This window comes from Azospirillum sp. RU38E (assembly GCF_900188385.1).
Taxonomy (GTDB): Bacteria; Pseudomonadota; Alphaproteobacteria; order Azospirillales; family Azospirillaceae; genus Niveispirillum.
The window spans coordinates 66,572-88,027 of record NZ_FZOI01000019.1; the positions used below are offsets into that span (position 1 = coordinate 66,572).

At 64.8% G+C, this 21,456-nt stretch carries 5 protein-coding genes; all 5 read left to right on the forward strand.

The window, feature by feature from the left end; genetic code table 11:
- Positions 1 to 160: 160 nt before the first annotated feature.
- The 5 genes from CHB97_RS21905 (at position 161) to CHB97_RS21925 (ending at position 21,455) form a co-directional block, all read left to right on the forward strand.
- On the forward strand, positions 161 to 856 hold the full coding sequence (locus tag CHB97_RS21905; protein ID WP_089290142.1) for a B12-binding domain-containing protein: 696 nt from the start codon (positions 161 to 163) through the stop codon (positions 854 to 856).
- 1,010 nt (positions 857 to 1,866) lie between these two features.
- Positions 1,867 to 4,707 (forward strand): hypothetical protein, encoded by a 2,841-nt coding sequence (locus CHB97_RS21910; RefSeq protein WP_089290143.1) that lies wholly within the window; start codon positions 1,867 to 1,869, stop codon positions 4,705 to 4,707.
- A gap of 181 nt (positions 4,708 to 4,888) precedes the next feature.
- Positions 4,889 to 5,578, forward strand: coding sequence for a hypothetical protein (locus CHB97_RS21915; protein WP_089367499.1), 690 nt, complete (start codon positions 4,889 to 4,891; stop codon positions 5,576 to 5,578).
- Positions 5,579 to 6,153: 575 nt separating this feature from the next.
- Positions 6,154 to 20,436, forward strand: coding sequence for a non-ribosomal peptide synthetase (locus CHB97_RS21920; RefSeq protein WP_160106141.1), 14,283 nt, complete (start codon positions 6,154 to 6,156; stop codon positions 20,434 to 20,436).
- Positions 20,437 to 20,441: 5 nt separating this feature from the next.
- The gene (locus tag CHB97_RS21925; protein ID WP_244559665.1) at positions 20,442 to 21,455 is read left to right on the forward strand and encodes a TauD/TfdA family dioxygenase; all 1,014 of its coding nucleotides are present in this window, start codon (positions 20,442 to 20,444) and stop codon (positions 21,453 to 21,455) included.
- Position 21,456 lies beyond the last annotated feature (1 nt).

Here is a 21,456-nt window from a genome sequence, read left to right on the forward strand (position 1 = left end):
ACAATCAAAGTCAGCCGGGGGTGAGCCCCAACTCAGCCGCCATGATCACCGCACGCTGGAGCGGGCGATCAGGGGCTCTGTTTCCAGTATTGTCAGCGCCAGCCACCCGGATCACCCCCCCCTGCCCAACGGACACGGGCCGGGGGTTGACGGGGATCTGATGCTGCACCCGGAATCCCATCCGATGGCGCGCCAGATGCCGGGGGCAGAACAGGCCATGGCTTATCGGATCAGCCTGCTGGACTGTTTGATCGCCCCCGATCCACGCCGTCACCGCCGCTTCATCGAAGAGCTGCTTGCCGCCGCCATCCCCGTGCGGACGCTGGCGGTGCATTTATTCACGCCGGTGGCAACGGCACTGGGCCATCGCTGGTGTACCGACGAAGCGGATTTCATGCAGATCGCCGTCGCCTCCACCCGGCTCAGCATGATCGTTAACCATGTTTCCCATGCTGCCACCGCAGCGGCAGAGGAGGCAGACGCCCCGCGGCGTATCCTGCTTGCCCGCACCCATGGGGCCCAGCACACGATTGGCGTTTCCATTGTGGCATCCTGCTTTCGTGACATGGGCTGGGTGGTCGATGGCGGCAGCGATCTGGAGATTGGTGAGGATATTTATACGCGCCTTGCCGAGAAACCGTACGATCTGCTGGGGATATCCGTCAGCCGCGTGGATGAGGTGCGGGATTGTTCGGAGGTGATCCGGCGCGTGCAGGCCAGCCCCCGGATCCGGCGGATGAAAATCGCCCTTGGCGGCCCGGCCGTTATCGCCTCACCAAAGGCGTTCCACCGTATCGGTGCCGATTTTGTCACCCGATCGACGCTTGACGTCATGCAACTGGCAAGCCACGTCTGATCGCAGGAGCCATGGCTCTTGGTCATTATCATACCAATCTCCCTTGATCGTGACCGATAAAGGGAGATTTCGCGTTCCCTCATGCACCGGGCGGCAGCATCCGCATTCTTGGCTTGGCTCCCCCGTGATACGGGCTGGAAATCGCCAGCCTCCTACATCATTCCAAGAGTCCTCCCATAACTTCTTCTGCTTTTCCAATCCTTTAACCGTCATTCCCGCGAAGGCCGAAAACCATACAACAGCGCGGATTTTTGATTACCGCGTTCGTAGGAATGACGGTGTAGAAAGGGCAAGGTTTCGAAAGTCAAGATAACTTTCCGGACAGAAACTGAAAGGGCTTGGCTGCCTCAGCCATGAAGGGCCCTGCCCCCTGCTGTGAGCAAACCACCATCTTGGCGATGGACTGGAAGAGAAACGACCAAAATTCTCCCAGTCTGAAATTTTGCGCATATTTACAAATTTATTTATTATCACAATGACAGAATCCGTCATAAATAGTCGAAATTTGAATTTTTTCTGTGTTTAGTGTCTGTCCGGAAAGTTTCACGTTATTTCAACGTCTTACACGTCTTATCTTTAAACGCTACCGTCACCCCGGCGAAGGCCGGGGTCCAGAATCACAGGCGCTTTGCTCTACGAACTGGACCCCGGCCTTCGCCGGGGTGACGGGATTAAAACATTAACATATTGAGAAAGAACGAAAACTTTTCAGACGGACTCTTAGAGAAACAACAACGCTGAAATTTATGGCTTATGCGACTTAGGATGTTTAAACCGAGATTAAAACCATGATAATAGGTGCATATGCGAACATATTCATTATGTTTGGTTGATAAAGCGCATCATCACATCGACGAAAAAGGAGGCATGCCATGGGCTTGCAGATATCGTTTGGCGACAAGGCTCCCGCTTGGGCACACCAGATCAGAAGCGGGCTTGTGCCCTTCTTCGGCCTTGCTTTCATGGACGAAGCTGATACCTTTCGCTAGGTAAGCGACCTGCAACCCCTGGTGTTCGACAAGGGTCGCATTCAGTTCGACCGTTTCACCGTAAAGCGGCCCGTGTTCAGCGAACAATCCGTTACCTGGGCGCATCAGAGCAATCGCGGCTTCACCAGCGGCAACATGATGTACGCCAAGGGTGGCACCGAACTGCACGGGATGGTCAGTATCGGTGACGATGCACACACAGCGACCGAATTCCATGTATTCGCGACGGCGCTGCCGTTGTCGGAATATGCCACCACGCTGACGACCGACGGTGGCGACACCACCGATGGCCCCATTTTGCGGATCGGCCTGCGCGCCGGACAGGGGATGGCACCGCGAATTTCTGTCTTCCTGGATGCTGTCGACGTCACCTATAAGGCCGTGCAGTCGCTGGACGCGGAAACCGGGCGGCCCGTCCTTGGCATTCTTTTGTCCGGCATACCCGACCAGCCCCGCCTGTCGGGCACGACCCATATTGTGTTCGATATCGGCGACAATGGCACGGTCAGCTTTTCCGGCAACATCGTCGATCTTAACGCGGATGGAAATGTTGTTGTTACCCGTTGGACCGGTCAGCGCCGGGAGCCGGTCGCCGTGGAATCCGCCCTGGTGGAGGCAGAGACCCCGCCCCTGGCCTTCGTCGATGCCATCCTGCCGTCCGGCGAAAGCGCGGTGACTGACGCGGAACTGGAAGCCCCGGAGGTAAAGCAGAGCATTCTGACCATCCTGGGCATGACACCCGATGACAAAGAGGTCGCCAAAGCGTCGCCCCAATATTTGATGGAGAACATGAAGTTCGCCATGTGGGAAGACACAGACGATGATGATGTCACCAGCCGCCGCAAGTGGATGGAAAATTATTTCAAGGAACGCAAGCCCATCATCAACGACCAGCGTCGGATCGACAACATTCAGTACCATGCTAGATGGTACCGCGAGACCATGGCGACGGCCATCTTTGGCAACTCCGTAGCTGATCAGGTATTTGACAGTAAACTGGTTCCCCGCCCGATTGATGACCAGCGGCGGGAGACGCTGAAGAACTATGTTCAGCAGAGCCTGGGTGCTGACAGTACCTATGTTGGAGAGCAGACAGCCCTGTGGCGGACCGTCTATTTCGACAAAGCCCCAGGCCTGAAGCGCTATGCAGAGCAGGATATGGCGACGGTGGATAGCCGATCCGACGCCAGCAAACACCCCACAGATTGGAAAAGCATGACCTGGGGGGAACGTGTATTGCGGTATGCCACCTCAGAGAAGCAGTTCAAGATCATCCACGACAATCTCATGGCCGGCAACAGCACATCCGATGAGGATCAGACAGCCGAAGATTTGACTAATGAGATTACAGAAATGGAAAATAAACTGATCAAATACCAAGAAGATATCGACAACTATCAAAAAAACCCCTCGCCGGAAAATGAATCAAAGGCAATAGAGGCACGCGGCGCGATCAAAATATTAAAATTAACGATTCCATCTCTAAAAAATTCCTTGAAATCAATTGAAGATAAAAATAATGAAAAAAGTGTTATAGCGATGATGACCATGCGTAATGTATCGAGCCTTCTTCATGCGCTTGATCCCGACGGGCGTCTCCCGAGAGTCTATGTGGATGGTGTCGGCATGTTCTATATTGCCAATTCAATGGGAAGCGCTGAATTTAATCATATCACTGGATATGAGGAAACGCTTACGAGTTATATTAGAAGTTTTCTAGATGATGTGGCGTATGGGGGCGCCAGCTACTTCGGTAAATTGAACGAAACTGGTGATCTTGCCGCGCTGCTGAAGGCCGAAAGAATGACCACCTTGGAGCTTTCTGCAAACGTGGTACGAAGCCTAGTCAATGCGGGCAATGTCAATTTCATTGAGAGCGCCAATAACGCGGCACAGACATTCAGCCAGCAATATCCCAAGCTGACAGGTGCATTCCGGGTGTGTTTGATGGGATGCTATATCTTCAATTTCATACGGATTATTGGCACCATCCAGCAGGGAACCGGTTCGTTATCCACAACCGAGGAATTGATATCATATGCATCATTCTCGTCCCTGATGGTTGCCACCGTAACGTCGATGGCTGGTAACGTAAAAAACCTGTTCACCGCTATTTTTCAACCACTAGCCCCTGCTGCGCAACAGGTTGGGTTGGCGGTCGCGCAATTCTTCAACTATATTGCTAATGGCATTGCCAACGGCGTCATGCTGATCAACCAAGCGGTTCAACACGGGTTTATCGGCTATGGGGTCGCAGCTGTCGCCAATAACGCAATAATTGCGGCGGTGCGCAGCGTTTTCGCGCGCGTAATGGGCGCGGTCGGCAGTTTTGTGGGCTGGGTACGAGGCAAGGTCGTTAATTTCGTCGGTATGGTTAACCAGTTCGCCGCAACGCCCGCCTGGGCCGGCATTGCCAATTGCCTGCGCCTGACCTACAAAGTGTTCATGAAGGCGTTAACCATCATCTCCTGTGTGGTGATGACCGTCATCGAAGGCATTAAACTGTTTGATCTTTGGAGAAGATCCGACGCATCAGGCTGGCAAAAGGCCGTGGCAACCCTGGAGTTTGTCGCAGGTGCCACCTCAGCCATCGCCACCGTGGTTGGTCTCTTCGCCACAAACATTGTCTGGAGCGGGGCCGGCGCGATCCTATCCCTTGTCGCCTTTGGGATCGGCGTGATTATGAACAGTATATGGCCACAGGAATCCATAATCCAGAAGATGATCTCGCAGGTCTTCGTGCCCTTTATCGACAAGGTGGCCGAACCTGAACTGGCGAAGACCAATGCCGCAAAGGCTACGTCGAAAATGAGAATGGTCGAAGAACAGTTGGCAGAGGGTCCCAACCTCGCCTTTGCCTGACGCTGTTTGCGGTTGACTGCAAGCCGCCGTCACAGCCGCGCGTAACGGTACGGCAAAGCCGGTGCGTGTTTCCCGTCAGTGGAAACACGTACCCCGACGGATGGGCGATCCCCCTTTATGATGAAGGAATGGCTGCATGGTTGATATCAGGGGGCGAACGCTGCGCACCTGCCGCAGGTTGATGGTGCCGCTGCTGACTTTGGCGCTGACCCTGATCCAGACAGCCCCCGCCTTGGCGCTTCGGGTATCGGCGTCCTATTGGAGGACGCCGCAGGAAAAAATCCTGCTGTACTGGATTGATACCAGCAGCTTTCCCGACGCCGCACAGCTTGCCCAACTGCGGGCCAATCTGGAAAAGGCGGCAGACGGATGGGAAAATATCTGCACCGAATGCGGCATTCGCTTTATCGAGGTGCACAACCAGGGCGACGCAACCTTCCGCGTGGCTGGCGTCAATGTGCAGCGGGCTTATCTGGCCGATGGCTTCAACCCCAGTGATCCCAAGGATAAATGGGTGTTAAAAATCGACCGCAGCTATTTCAGCCCGCAAGGCAGGTTCGACAAGGTCGGCATCCTTCGCCACGAGTTGGGCCATATCCTGGGCTATCGCCACGAACATATCATGGCCTCGGATGACCGCCTCGTGACCTGCGGGTGGAAGACGGAGCGAAATACCGGTCCCGCCGCCGTCATCGCCCTCACCGATTATGACACCAGTTCCCTGATGCATTATCCATGCGGGCTGGAAGGGGATCATATCCAGTTCGACTTCTCCCCGCTGGATATTGAGGGCCACCGCCGCCTGTACGGCCCGGCGCCCGAGGTGACCACCCCACAATCGCCGCCCAGAGAGACACAACAGCCTCAATAGTAATACCAATCTCCCTTGATCGTGACCGATCCGGGGAGATTGGTGTGAGACCGGAAGTGAAGTTTGGGCCGCATCTGGTTTCGCCCGGCTCTGTCTTGGCGTGATTCGTCACCGACCCCATATTTCGGGCTCAACGCTACGCAATATTAGAGCGGATCGCGGAAAAGCGGAATCGCTTTGGAGCGTGAATCCGCTCGCTTAACAAGGACTTAGAGCCGGGTGCGTTTCCGTTTAAACGCACCCGGCTCTAATACAGTTATGCACTGAAAAGCTGTGACTGGCCATCATTTTGGCCAAAATCCTTAACAGTGGAACGGAGGGATCACGCCATCTCCACCGGGGCGCCACCCTTTTGTTGAAGCAATATCAGCACACCAACCCCGCGCACCAGGGGGTTGAGAAATTTTTCACCCACCCGACACAATCATATAACGAAATTGAATTTTAAATTTACAAAACATCAATTGACTTCCCGCATTGGATGCGTAAGGTGCGCACATCTTTGAGTTACATTTTTCATAGAACATGCCCGGTAAGCGGGCACGTGACCAATGACCCAACATGTGGGGAAGGACATGCCGGACAGCCTGAACGCGCCGATGATCGGCCCGGAATTGCCGGATTTCAGCCATGGCGCCCACCTGCCACTGCCTGACCTTTGCCTGCACCAATCCTTTGAAGCCTGGGTGGATCGTGACCCGGAGCGGCCGGCCATCATCACCCCGGACGGCATCATCAGTTTCGGCCAGCTGGATGGCATGGGCAACCGGCTGGCCCACCGGCTTTTGCAGTTACAGATTGCAACCGAAGAGCCGGTGGGCGTGCTGGTGGACCGGTCGGCCCAGCTGCCCATTGCTTTCCTGGGCATTTTAAAGGCCGGCGGCACCTATGTGCCCCTGCTGGCCGACCTGCCGGAACAGCGCCTCGCCAATATGGCGGCCCAGGCCGGTATCCGCTTGTTGATTGCCCTGGATGGGCACCAGCCGCCGCCGGCCTTGCTGGTGGCATTGGCGGAGAACGGCCGGGGCCGGCCGGTTGAGGTGCTGCGCCTGCCGGCCCTTGATGATGCGGATCGGCAGGATTGGGGCCGTCCGCACCTGCCCGGCCAGCCCGGCCAGCTGGCGGCCATCCTGTTCACCTCCGGCTCTACTGGCAAGCCCAAGGGGGTGCTGATCCAGCATGTCGGCTGCCAGAACATGGCGCTGGGCCATGCGCTGGCCCAGGGTATCCGGGAAACGGATCGGCTGCTGCTGTCGTCTGCCCCCAGCTTCATTCTGGGCTTCCGGGAACTATGCCTGCCCCTGGCGCTGGGCTGTGCCTGGGTGCCGGCCAGTCGCGCCCTGCTGGACCGGCCGGACGATCTGTTGGACAGCATGGCCCGGCATCAGGTCAGTGTCGCCCTGCTGACCCCATCCTACCTGAAATTGCTGGGCGGCGCGGTGCCGGCCGGGTTGCGCCTGATCCTGACGGCCGGCGAACGGCCAAATCCGGAAGATGCGCGCCACTATGCCCGCCATGTTGATTACTGGAACATGCATGGGGCGACGGAACTCTGCGGCACCTTTGCCATGCACAAGGTGTCGCCCACGGATGAAGGGGCGATCCCCAGCGGCCGGCCCTTCCCCAACACCACCATCCTGCTGGTGGATGAACAGGGGGCACCGGTGCCGGCCGGGGCGGAGGGTGAAATCCTGGTGCTCAGCCCCGGCATCGCCCGTGGCTATCTGGACCAGCCGGACCTGACGGCAGAGAGCTTTGTCGACACCCCCTTCGGCCGCGCCTATCGCACCCGCGACCTTGGCCGCTGGACCCAAACGGGGGAGCTGCTGACCCTGGGCCGGGCCGGCGATGTGGTGAAAGTGTCCGGCCAGTCTGTCGCCCTGGGGGAGATCGAACGGGTATTGCTGGCACAGGATGGCGTTCGTGCTGCCGCCATCGTGCAGCATCGCGGCCGGCTGGTGGGCTTTGTCGAGCCGAAGCCGGACACGGATCTGTCGGGGCTGGATTGGCAGGCTGCACTGTCGGCCAAACTGCCCGCCTATATGGTGCCGGCCCTGGTACTGACATTGCCGCAATTGCCGATCGCCAGCGCCGGCAAGGTGGATCGCAGCGCCCTGCTGGCCCTGGCCGAAACGGATTGGAACCGGGGCCAAGGCCAGGGCGGCCCGCCGCAAGGCCCGATTGAAAGCCGTATCGCCGCTATCTGGGCAGAGGTTCTGGGGCTGTCGGCGGCGCAGATCGGGCGGGAGGATGATTTTTTCCGCCTGGGCGGCAGCAGCCTGATCGCCATCCAGCTGGGCCAGCGCCTGCAGGCAGCTGGGCTGACGGCCAGCGTGCGCGATATTCTGGGCAGCATGACCATCGCCGCCCTGGCCGGCCGCCTGTCAGCGGCGGAAGAAGACGCGGCAGGCGTTGGGCTGGAGGAAAACCCCGCCGCCACCTTGGGGCAGGTGGATTTCTGGGTGGCCGCCAGCCTGGGCCTGCCCCCCGCCGCCGCCCATGTAGCGCGGGTGCTGCGCCTGTCGGGTGCGCAGGCCGATGCGTCGGACTGGCAGAATGCCTGGGTCAGCCTGCTGCGCCATCACCCGGCCCTGCGCACCGGCCTGTTCAGCGACCATGATGGCACGGTACGGCTGCGCAGCCTGCCAGCCGATGCCCCCGCCCTGGATGTGACGCTGGAAACCCGGCATTTCAGCAGCGAGGCGGAAGCAGGCGCCTTCATCGCCGCCCAGACAGCACAACCCTTTGACCTGACCCAGCCACCCCTGTCGCGGGCAGGCTTGATCCGGATCGGGGATGACGCCCCCTTGTTCTGGTTCGTGCTGCATCATGCGCTGGTTGATGGCATGTCCGCCGGCCAGCTGCAGCAGGATCTGCTGTCGCTGCTGACCGGCCGGGCGCTGGCCCCGGCGCTGGATGGCCCCCGGCTGGCCGCGCGGGCGGAACGGCGGCATCTTGCCTCCCCCGACGCCGACCGCGACCGCGCCTATTGGCTGGACAAGCTGGCTGCCCTACCGGAAGAAGCGTTTGAGGAATTGCCCAGCGACCGCCGCCGGTCTGATGAGGCGGGGGTGGTGATCGCCCCCGCTTTCCAGCGGCAGCTGGATGCCGGGGTGGTGGCGCGGCTGACGGCCCTGGCCAACCGCCAGGGGGCCGGCCTGCACGCGCTGTTGCTGGCCCTGCTGGCGATGGAGATGCGGCGGCGTACCGGGCGGCGGCAGCTTCTGCTGGGCAGCGGCATTGCCACCCGGCCGGCCGGAACGGAAAACCAGCTGGGGCATTTCGTCAATCTGCTGCCCTTGCCGCTGGCCGTGCCGGCGGGGCCGCGGCTCTGCGAGCTGCTGCAGGACGCCCAATCCATCCTGACCGGCGCCGTGAAGCATGGGCTGTACCCGGCGGGGTCCATCATCCGTGATCTGCGCCAGCAGCAAAAGGCCATGCGACCGGCCGGGCGGATGGGGCTGGTGGATGTGGCGCTGACCGCCAATCCCGGCCGCAGCACCGGCAATGCCGATGTCGGCGGCAGCCTGACCCCGGTGACATTGGCGGGGGATGGATCTGTCCCCGCCGCCGGGCTGGACCTCTCCTTCTCGCATGAACCAACCACCGATGGCGGCGTGCTGCTGTCCCTGGTCTGGAATGCCAACCTGTTCCAGCCGGCAACGGCAGAGGCTTGGCTGACTGCCCTGGCCGGCTGGGCGGAATGGCTGGCCGCCGATACCGCCCGGCTGGATGGCCCCCTGCCCGACCTGCTGCCGGCCGAGCGCCAATGGCTGAACGGGGTGGAACCAGGGGCGGCGCAGGCTCGCGCGCCCCTGCCCGCCCACCGGCTGGTGGAAGCCATTATCGACCGGATACCGGACCAACCCGCCATCATCACCCGTGCCGGCAGCACCAGCTATGCCCTGCTGGAGGCACAGGCCAACCGCATCGCCCAGGCCCTGTTAGCCGTCGGGCTGGGCCTGGAACAGCCGGTGGGCGTGCTGGCCGATAATGGCCCCTGGCTGCCCGCCGCCACGCTGGGCATCTGGAAGGCGGGCGGGGTGCATCTGCCGCTGGCCGTGGAAATGCCCGCCGAACGGGTCGCCTTCATCCTGGCCGATGCCGGTGCCCGGCATCTGCTGTTATTGCCTGGTGCCGAGGCGCCGGCCGGCCTGCCGGACGGGGTGACCCTGATCCGCCCGGCGGAGCTGACGGGGGATGCGCCCCGCCCCGCCGTGCCGCTGGCCCCGACGGCCACCGCCTATATCATCTATACCTCCGGCACCACCGGCGCGCCCAAGGGAACCAAGGTGCGGCATGACGGCATGATCAATGCCATCCTGTCGACGCTGGAAGCCGCAGGATGCACGCCGGGCGACCGGGTGGCCCTGGTCGCCACCCCGGCCTTTGATGCCTCCCTCTGGGAAATGGGGCTGGGCCTGCTGCACGGGCTGCCGCTGGTGCCGGTCACCCGGATCGAGCGCGAAGATCCCTGGGGTGTGAAGGATTTATACCGCGACCTGGGCGTCACCATCGCCTTCCACGCCCCGTCATATCTGCGCGTCAGCCAGGACAAGCCCTATGCCCCCGGTATGCGCGTGCTGCTGGTGGGCGGGGAAGCCCCCAGCCATGAAGATGTCATCCACCATCCCGGCATCGCCTTTTGGAACTGCTACGGCCCCACGGAAACCAGCATCATCGTTTCCCTGGGCCGGATCGCCCCGGACCATCCGGCCGATCGCCCCCTGCCCGTCGGCCGGCCACTGCCCGGTGATGTGATCAGCATCCGTGATGCCGATGGCGCGCGGGTGCCGCCCGGCTGCACGGGGGAGGTCTGGCTGGGTGGTGTGGGCGTCGGTGGCGGTTATCTGAACAATCCGCAGCAGCAGGCCAAGGCCTTCATCGATACGGCCGAAGGGCGTTTCTATCGCTCCGGCGATCTGGGGCGCTGGTCGGCAGACGGGCTGCTGGAACTGGCCGGCCGCATTGACCATCAGGTGAAGCTGCATGGGCAGCGGGTGGAACCGGCGGAAATTGAACAGCATCTGCTGGCCCATGCATCCGTCCGCCAGGCGGCCGTGATCGTGGATAAGGGGGCCGGGGACACCAAGCTGCTGCGCGGCTTCGTGCATCTGCACCCGAATGCCACCCCGCTTGGCAACGAGGAATGGCGCGGTTTTCTGGCCGGGCGGCTGCCGCCGCACATGGTGCCGGCCACCATCATTGATGTGCCGGGCATCCCGGTAACCCCCAATGGCAAGGTGGACCGGCTGCGCCTGCTGGCCATCCTGCGGGAACGCCGACCCGAACAGGCCGGTGCCGCCAGCCGCACAGCCCCGCAAGGGGCACTGGAACAGCGCATCGCCAGCGCCTGGGCCCGCCTGTTGAACCTGGGCAGTGACGGCCTGCCCGTGGCGCGGGAGGATAATTTCTTCGCCCTGGGCGGCACCAGCCTGCTGGCGGTCAGTCTGGCCCACCAGCTGGCCCCGGCGCTGGGCTGGCCGGTGACCCCGCGTGACCTGTTCGCCGCCCCGGTACTGACCGATTTCGCCGCCCGGCTGGCGGCGGGCAAAGGGGCGCCCCCCCTGCTGGCCGCCATGATGGATGACCGCGCCACCGAAGGGGAGCGGGAATTCTGGGTGGCACAGCAGGCCGGGCTGGACACGTCCGGCCATATCATCCCGGCCATCCGTCGGGTGACGGGGCCCATGCCCGAACGGGCGCGCTGGGAAGCGGCATGGCAGGCCCTGGTCCAGCGCCAGCCCGGCCTGCGCCTGGGTTTCAGCCCCGCCGATGATGGCGCCCTGCGCCGGGTTTTCGCCACGGAAGCGGATTTGGGCAAGGCTGCCGGCCTGCAATGGGCGGAAGCGGCCGATCTGGATGCCGCCTGCATCCTGATCCGGCAGAACCAGCTGCTTGCCTTCGACATGGCAAAGCCGCCTTTGTGGCGGGCGGGTCTGGTGCAGGTGGGGCAGGATGGCGGCTGGCTGTTCTGGCTGTCGCTGCACCATGCCATTGGCGATGGCCGTTCCCTGGGCCTTATTTTCACTGAATTGCAGGCCCTGTTGCAAGGGCAGGTGCTGGCGCCGCTGGCAGCCGATCCGGCCACCAGTGCCGCGCGTGAACAGGCCTATCTCTCCGGGCCTGATCTGGCGGCCGATGCCGTCTGGTGGTCCGATCAGCTGGCCGCCGTGCCGGATGAGGCTTTCCTGCCCCTGCCGCTGGATTTCCCACGCCGCCTGGGTGCCGATGTCGCCACCCACCGCTTCCAGCTGGTGCTGGAACCAGCCTTGGCAGAGGGCTTACGCGGGCTGGCCCGCCAACACGCGGTCAGCCTTTATGCCCTGCTGGTCTCCCTGCTGGCGGTGGAAATGGCGCGGCGCACGGGCCGACAGCACCTGATGCTGGGCACCAGCGTCTCCACTCCTGAAAGTGCGGCCGAGGCCGCCCTGGTGCAATATGGGGTGAATATGCTGCCCCTGCCGCTGAGGCTGGACCCGGCGGCACCGCTGGCGACCCTGCTGCGCGGGGCACAGCAGGCGCTGGCGGGCGGGCTGCAGCACGCGCGCTATCCCTTCGCCCGGCTCTACACGGATTTCTGGCGTCAGCGGCCGGGCTTGCGCGACCCGCTGCGCTTCCCGCTGTTCGATGTGGCGGTGACGGAGAACCCGCCGGCCCCCATGGTGGCTGATGGGGTGCGGCTGGAACGGCTGGGCATCGGCGCGGATGGCTATGAACTGACGCACAGCGCCCATGGCCAGGATTTACTGTTGATCCATGAGGCGCTGGCCGATGGCGGCATCGCCCTGGAATGGCATGTCAATGCCAGCCTGTTCAGCCGTGACAGCGCCGCCGCCTGGCTGGGCGGGCTGGTGGAGCGGCTGACCCTGCTGTCCACCCGGCCCGACCTGCCGGCCCTGCCGCTGGCGGGGCTGCTGGAAGGGGCGGCCCCGCCGCCCCCGGCCACCGTAGCGATGGTGGCGGGGGAGAAAAACCCGACATTGCCGGGCCTGGAACAGGATATTGCTGCCCTGTGGGCGGCCCTGCTGGGCATCGCCCCGCCAGCGCGGGAGGATAATTTCTTCGCCCTGGGCGGCAACAGCCTGCTGGCCATCGGCATGGCGCACAAGCTGGCCAGCCGGCTGGGCCGGCCGGTCTCCGCCCGCGACCTGTTCAGCGCCCCGGTGCTGGCCGATTTCGCCGCCCGCCTGCAGCAGGGTGCCGGTACGGATCGTGCCGCCACCGGTTTTGACGGTCGCCGCGCCACGGTGGGCGAACGGGAATTCTGGACCGCGCAGCAGGCCGGGTTGGACACGGCCGGCTTCACCATGCCCCTGGTGCGCCGCGTCAGCGGGCCGGTGCCGGATATCGCCCGCTGGCGCACCGCCTGGGCCCAGCTGGTGGCCCGCCACCCGGCCCTGCGCTGCCACCTGCGCGAAGGGGAGGATGGTGCGCTCTACCGCGACATCCTGCCGGCTCTGCCGGTTGATGCCGCGCTGGAACTGGCCGAAAAGGCCGACCATGCCCAGGCCATGGCCCATATCCGCGCCCGCATCGCGGCACCCCTGGATCTGGCGCAGCCCCCCCTGTGGCGCGTGGGGCTGGTGCATGTGGCGGATAATGGCGACTGGCTGTTCTGGCTGGCCCAGCACCATGCTACCGGCGATGGCCGTTCGCTCGGCCTGATCATGGCGGAGCTGCTGGCGCTGCTGCGGGATGAGCCATTGCCTTCCCTGTCCGCCACGCCGGAGATGATTTCCAGCCGCGAACAGGCCTATCTGGCGGACGAGGCGGCCAGCGATGCCGGCTGGTGGCGTGACCTTCTGTCCGCCCTGCCCGCTGCGGCCTTTGATGACTGGGCGCTGGACCTGCCGCGCGGTACGGCCATCACCGGCAGCCATCGCCACACCACCCGGCTGGACGCGGCCGAAACCGCCAGCCTGCTGGCCTTGGCCCGGCAGCATGGCACCAGCCTGCACGCGCTGTTGACGGCGCTGCTGGCGCAGCTTGTGCGCCAGCGCACCGGCCGGGGCGACTTCCTGATCGGCACCACGGCCACCCTGCCGGAAACCGCAGCGGAAGCGGCGGTCGTGCATTATGGTGTCAACATGCTGCCCCTGGCCTTCCGCGCCACGGGGGACGCCGGTGATTTCGCCTCCCTGCTGCGCCATACGGCGCAGGAACTGACGGCGGCTTTGGCCCATGGCCGCTATCCCTTTGCCCGGATGTATCATGATTTCTGGGCCACCCATCCTGGCCGGCGGCAGCCGGACCGCTACCCGCTGTTCGATATCGCCATCACCGAAAACCCGGTCAGCCCGCGCCCGGTAGCGGATGACGAATTGCGGCTGGAACGGCTGCTGACCCTGCCGGCCGACGGGATCGGCTATGAACGGATGCATAACCCGCCCGGCCAGGACATGGTGCTGACCCATGAAAGGCTGGTCGATGGCGGCCTGATGCTGGACTGGCAGACCAATGCCGCCCTTTATCATGTCGACATCTCCCGCTTCTGGCTGGAAGGGCTGGTGGAAGCCGCCCGCTGGCTGGCAGCCCATAGCGCACAGGCGACCATCCCCTCCCTGCCACCAGCCCTGCAACGGCAATTGGCCGGCTGGGAACAGGGGCCGGCGCGGCCCCGCCCGCCGCTGACCTTCGCCCGCTGGTTTGAAATGCTGGTGGACCAGCCGGGACAGGCCGAACGCCCCGCCCTGCTGACTGCGGACGGCCCGGTCAGCTATGGCCTGCTGGAACGACAGGCCAACCGGCTGGCCCATCGGCTGATCGCCGCCGGCGTGCAGCCGGGACAGGTGGTCGCCGTGCTGACCCGCCGGTCGGCGCACCTGCCCGCCGCCTTGCTGGCCATCTGGAAGGCCGGCGCCGTCTATCTGCCCCTGACCGCCGATCTGCCGGCTGACCGGCTCTGCTTCATGGCGGCCGATGCCGGGGCTGTGGCCATGCTGGCGCTGGATGGCATCGCCCCGCCGCCGGGCCTTGATCTGCCACAGATCGACACCAGCGAACCGGCCCCGGACGGGCGACCGGCCGTTGCCGGCGGGCCGGATGATGCGGCCTATATTCTCTATACCTCTGGTTCGACCGGGCAGCCCAAGGGCGTGGTGGTCAGCCATGGCAGCTATCTGAACCTGCTGCTGGGGGCGGTGGAAACCTATGGGCTGACACCCGAAGATCGCTGCCTGGGCTTTGCCGCCCCTTCCTTTGATGTCTCGCTCTCCGATATCGGCATTCCGCTGGCCGCCGGTGCCGCCCTCTGCCCGGTTCCGGCCGACCGGATCGACCAGCCGGCCGCTGTCGCCGCCCTGATCCGGGAACAGCGGATCAGCGTCGCCGACCTGACGCCCACCTATCTGCGCCTGCTGGATACGGACAGCCTGTCGGGCCTGCGCCTGCTGGTGACCGGTGGGGAAGCGCCGCTGCCGGCCGATGTGGCCCGGCTGGCGGGGCGGGTGCGTTACCTGAACGCCTATGGCCCAACGGAAAATGCCGTCACCTCCACCATGGGGCACCTGTCGGCGGCACAGCCGGACCGGCTGGATTGCGGGCGGCCGCTGCCCAATACGGGTGTGGAAATCCGCGATCCCGTCAGCGGCAACCGCCTGCCGCCGGGATCGACGGGGGAAATCTGGCTGGCGGGTGCCGGCCTGGCCCAGGCCTATCTGAACCGGCCGGACCTGACGGAAAAAGCCTTTGTCCAGACCACCGAAGGCCGCCGCTATCGTACCGGCGATCTGGGGCGCTGGCGCGGGGATGGCGGGCTGGAAGTGCTGGGCCGCATCGATCAGCAGGTGAAGCTGAACGGCATCCGCATTGAACTGGGGGAAATCGAAGCCGCGATCACCCGCCATCCCGGCATCATCCAGGCGGTTGCCGCCGTGGATGGCACGGCCGGGGAGCGTCAAAGCCTGTGGGCCTTCATCCATGCGGCGCCGGATGCGCCCTTGCCTGACAGCGCCGGCTGGCGGCTTTTCCTGGGCGACATCCTGCCGGCCTATATGATCCCGGCAGCCATCCAGCCGGTCAGCGCCATTCCCGTCACCGCATCCGGTAAGGTGGACCGTACCGCCCTGCTGGCTGGCCTGTCGATGCAGGAGCGCCCGGCGGGCGGCACCCCGCCGCAACCCGGCCTGGAACAGACCATCGCCACGCTATGGGCGGAGCTGCTGCGCAGTGGCCCCGTGCGGCGGGAGGATGATTTCTTCGGTCTGGGCGGGCACAGCCTGCTGGCCATCGCCCTTTGCCACCGGCTGGAAGGGCTGGTGTCCCGCCCGGTGCCGGCGCGGTTGCTGTTCGCCGATCCGGTGCTGGCCGGCTTTGCCGCCCGCGTGGCCGCCTATCTGGCCGAGCCTGTCCCGGTCATCCAGGCCCAGCCCAGCGACATCGCCACGGAGGGGGAGCGGGAATTCTGGACCGCCCAGCAGGCCGGGCTGGAAACGCGCGGCTTCACCATCACCCTGACCCTGGCGGTGGATGGCCCCGTCCCCGCCGCCGACAAATGGGAAGCAGCCTGGACGGGCTTGACCGCCCGTCACCCAGCCCTGCGCACCCGCTATGAACTGGACGAAGAGACGGACATCCTGAAACGGATCGTGGCGGTGGAAAGCCCCGGCCGCTTCACGATCAGCCGGGCCACGGATGTGGCCACGGCATTGGCCGAGATCAGGGCCGAACAGGGCCGGCCCTTCGACATGGCCACTTGCCCGCTCTGGCGGGCGGGTCTGACAGAGGTGGCGGAGGAAAAGCCGATTTTCTGGCTGGCCCTGCATCATGCGGTGGGCGATGGCGCGTCGCTGGGGTTGCTGCTGGCGGACCTGACGGCCCTGTTGGCGGGGCAGAGCCTTCCCGCGCCCAGCGGCAGCTTTGCCGACAGTGCCGGGCGTGAACGTACCCATCTGCTGGGGCTGGCCGGGCAGGCCGATGCCGATTGGTGGCGGCAGAAACTGGCGGCAATGGCCGCCAGCGGGGAGGATGGTTTTGCCGACTGGCCGACCGATCACCCCCGGCCACCAGCCCGCACCGCCGGCACCGGCCGGGGCAGCCATACGCTGCGCCTATGCCTGACGGCGGATCAGGCCCAGGGTCTGCGCCGTCTGGCCCGCAGCCAGGGTGCCAGCCTGCACGCCCTGTTGCTGACCCTGCTGGGGCTGGAGGTGCGGCGCCGCACCGGGCGGCAGGATTTCCTGCTGGGCACCGCCGCCAGCACCCGCGCCAGCGCGGCAGAGGCCGGCATTGTCGGCTATTATGTCACCCTGCTGCCCCTGGCCTTCCATCTGTCGGGTGTGACGGATGTGACGGCGGCCCTGGCCGCCACCCGGACCATGCTGGCCGATGCGCTGGCCCACAGCGCCTATCCGTTCGCCCGCATCGCCCGCGATTTCCGCCAGGATCATCCGGGGCTGGTGCAGCCCGCCCGCTATCCGCTGTTCGATATGGCGGTGACGGAGAACCCGGCCGTCACCGCGACGGACAGCAACCCCGATGCCCTGCGCTTCCGGCCGGCTGAAAGCAGCGTTCTGCCAGAGGCGGGCCGGATCGCCTATGATCTGCGCCACAATGCCCCGGCCCAGGATATGGTGCTGGTGCATGAAGGGCTGGCCGATGGCGGGCTCTCCCTCTCCTGGTTCGTCAAGGCCGACCTTTATGACCGGGAAACGGCGGAAGCCTGGCTGACCGGTCTTGTGGGCCAGATGCTGGCGCTGCTGGACCAGCCGCTTGATCAGCCCCTGCCCCGGCTGCTGCCGGCGGAACTGGCGCGGCTGGCCCCCTGGGAACAGGGGGAACGGTTGACGGCCCCGGCCGACAACGTGGCCGCCCGCTTCAGCCAGCTGGCCCGCCAGCAGCCGGACCGCCCGGCCCTGATCACCAGCGCCGGCAGCATCAGCTATGCCGCCATGGAAGGCCGCGCCAATGCGCTGGCCCACCGGTTGATCGAGCAGGGATTGCGGCCCGGCCAGACGGTGGGCGTCTATACGGAACGTTCCGCCGCGCTGCCGCTGGCGGTGCTGGCCATCTGGAAGGCCGGTGGCTGCTATATGCCGCTGACCCATGGGATGCCGGCGGATCGGCTGCGTTTCATGGCCGACAATGCCGGGATCACCCTGCTGCTGGCGCTGGACGGGCTGATGCCGCCGCCGGCCCTGCTGGAAACGGGTGCCGCCCTGCTGCGGCCGGAGGCGCTGGCGCTGACGGATACCGCCACCCCGCCCGCGGTGGAAACGGCGTCGGACAGCCCCGCCTATATCCTGCACACATCCGGTTCCACCGGCGTGCCCAAGGGCGTGGTGCTGTCGCAAGGCGGCTTGGTCAATCTGGCCCTGGGGCTGGTCCGCGTAACCGGGGCGACCCCGGATGACCGCGCCCTGCTGATCGCCTCCCCCTCCTTCGATCTGTGGATTTCCGATCTGCTGATGGTCTGGGGGGCAGGCGGCGCCATTGTGCCGGCCACCAAGGCAGAGATGGATGACATTACCGGCATGAAGACGATGCTGGGCCGGCTGGGCATCACCATGGCCACCATGGCCCCCTCCTATCTGCGCCTGTTTGAAAAGGCGGAATTCCCCGCCCTGCGCTTCCTGATGACGGTGGGTGAGCCGCCGGTGGCAGCCGATGCCCGCTTCTATGCGGCACGTCTGGCCTATTTCAACGGCTATGGCCCGACGGAGACCACAGCCGCCGCCGCCATCGGCCGGATTGATCCGGATGATGATCCGCTGCCGGCCGGGCGGCCGTTGCCCAACAGCTTCATCCTGATCCTGGATGCGCAGGGGGAACGGGTGCCCCCCGGTTCGGTGGGGGAAATCTGGGTTGGCGGGGCCGGGGTGGGCATCGGCTATCTGAACCGGCCGGACCTGACGGAACAATCCTTCCGGCAGACGCCGCACGGCCGGATGTATCGCACCGGCGATCTGGGCCGCTGGCGCCACGATGGCCAGCTGCTGGTGCTGGGCCGGATGGATGGTCAGGTGAAGCTGCGCGGCCAGCGGGTGGAGCTGGGCGAGATTGAACAGGCGCTGACCAGCCATCCGACCGTGCGCCATGCCGCCGTGCTGGTGCGCAAGGCGGCGGACGGGGCGCAAAGCCTGTGGGGCTTCGTCGTTCCCGGCACATCGGCAGACATGCTGCCCGATGCTGCCGGCTGGCACGATTTCCTGGGCCAGGGGTTGCCCGGCTACATGATCCCGTCCGGCATCCTGGCCCTGCCCGCCCTGCCGGTGAATCTGGCCGGCAAGATCGACCGCAAGGCCCTGCTGGCCACGCTGGAAGAACGGCTGGCCGCCGGCGAACTGACCGCCAATGGCGCCGCAGCGGCTGAGCCGCCGCAGGGAAGTGTCGAAATGGCGGTGGCCGCCATCTGGGCCGATATTCTGGGCCGGGCCTCCCCGTCACGGACGGATGATTTCTTCCATCTGGGGGGTGACAGCCTGCGGGCCATCGCCACCATCACAAGGCTGCGCAAACATTACAGCGTGCGGATCAATGATCTTTACGAACATCCGGTGCTGGCCGATTTCGCCCGCCAGTGCCGGCCGCGCGCCGATCACCTGCGTGACCTGATCGGGGCGGCCGGGCAGCATTGGCGGGATTATCGGGATCAACTTCCCGCCTATGAGGCAGCGCGGGAGGCAACGTTGGCGCAGGCCCGCGCCGATTATGACCGGCACAACAGCCGTTTCGCCGGCTTCGATCCGGGGCAGCGGACCGATTACGGCCATGTGCTGCTGACCGGAGCCACCGGCTATCTCGGCACCTATCTGTTGCGCGAACTGCTGCAACGCCCTGACCGGGCGGTGACGGTGCTGGTACGGGCCGCCGATGATGGGGCGGCCCGCCAGCGGCTGCTGAACGCCGTGGCCCATTATTTCGGAACCGATGGTGCGGCCGCCCTGCTGGGCCATGGGGGCCTGTCGGTGCGGGCGGGCAATCTGCGCCATCCCGATCTGGGGCTGGGCAAGGCCGGTTTTGCCGGGCTGGCCGCATCGGTGGACGCCATTCTGCACTCTGCTGCCAATGTCAGCCATATCGGCCATTACAGTGACTTCCAGGCCGATAATGTGGCGGCAACGGCGCATCTGGTGGACCTTGCCGAACGGCATGGCCGCACCAGCGGCGGGCGAACGGCCGACCTGCATCTGATCTCCACCCTGTCGGTCTGCGGCCGCCCGCCGGAAGACGGGTTCCGCTTGTTCACTGAATATGACCCCGCCCCCGACGGGGAGGAGGAAAATTACTATGTCCGCAGCAAGCAGGAAGCCGAACGGCTGGTACTGCGGGCGCGGGACCGGCTGGCCAATGCCAGCATCCACCGGGTGGGCAATGTGGTGTTCGCCGCCGATGGCGGCCCCTTGCAGCGCAACATCAAGGAAAATGCCTTTTTCCGCCTGATGGGTGCGCTGGCGCGGCTGGGGGCCGTGCCTGATGACAGCCATCTCTGGCTCTGCCATGTCGACAGGGTGGCAGCCGCCGTGTTGGCCCTGGCGGAAAGCCCCGCCCTGGCCAACCTGACCCACCATGTCGAACATGCACGGCGCGACACGCTGGCCGATTTCATCACCGGGGCCGACGGCGTCGGTGCGCGGGTGGCGGCGATGGATTTCGGCTGCTTCCTGGACAAGGTGACGGCAGCGGTCGACGCGCCCGCCCTGGAAACCGCCCTGGCGGAAATCCTGGAAGGGTTCGGTCTGCATCGCGGGATTTCCCCCCAGGCGCGCGGTCGCCGGCTGGAACTGGCCAGCGACCGCACACAACAGTTTTTACGCCGGCTGGGGGTCGTCTGGCCCGCCGTGCCGCGCGATGGCCAAGCCGCCATGGTGGCGGCCGCCCACACTCTTTTCACCGAACCAGCCGGATATCGAGGGTGATAACCATGTCGATGCCACATAACCTGCTGAGCCACTGCCGCGATCTGGGGCCGGGCACCGGGGAATTCTCCCTGCGCCCCTTCGCCCGCGAGCAGATTGACGCGGCCCTGGCCGTGCTGGCCGACCATTATGGCGGGGAAATCGATCCCGGCCGGCTGGTGCCGCCAGAGCGGGAAACCGAACTGCGGGCCGATCTGGCCTTGCGGGCCCCGGTTCTGTTCGATCTGGCCAACAGCATTCAGGAACTGCTGGAAAGCGATTACAGCGCCCTGGTGCTGCCCAAACTGGGGCTGGCGGGGCTGCCACTGCCGCTGCGGTCGGCCCTGCTGTTTGCCCTGTCGGTCAGCCTGGGCCTGCCCACCGCGACCGACAAGGTGGATCGTCGTGTCGTCTGGGATGTAAAGGTGCGGGAAGCGAAGATGGCGACCAACAGCGTCTCCACCTTCTCTGAACATCCGTTCGAGGCAGACCTGCATACGGATACGCAGTACTTTGCCAACCCTGAACGCTACATGATGCTTTACTATATCACCCCGGCAGCCTGCGGGGGTGGCATTTCCACCAACCGGGATTTGCGCTGCCTGCGCCAATCGCTGGCGGCAACGGCGGAAGGGCGCTGGGCGATGGACTATCTCACCGACCGGCCCCTGCCCTTCCGCATCCCGGCGGTTTTCACTGAAACCGGCACCGCCGACAAGGTGGAGGTGACCTTGGCCCCGATCTTCGGGGAACGGCCGGCCGTGCGTTACCGCAGCGACACGCTGCGCAAGGGTCTGGCCCTTCACCCGGAAATGGACACGCCGGAGCTGCGCCGCGCCCTGGATATCCTGAATGCAGAGGTGGCGCGGCAGGACAAGCTGGTGGCCCTGCAGATGCCGGCGGACAGTTTGCAGGTGCTGAACAACCATCAGGCCCTGCATGGCCGCACGCCCTTCAGCGATTATAACCGGCACGTGCTGCGCATCCGGGTGGCCGAAAGCGGCCAGACCGATGCCGCCGCCCTGGTCCGGGCGGCCTGAT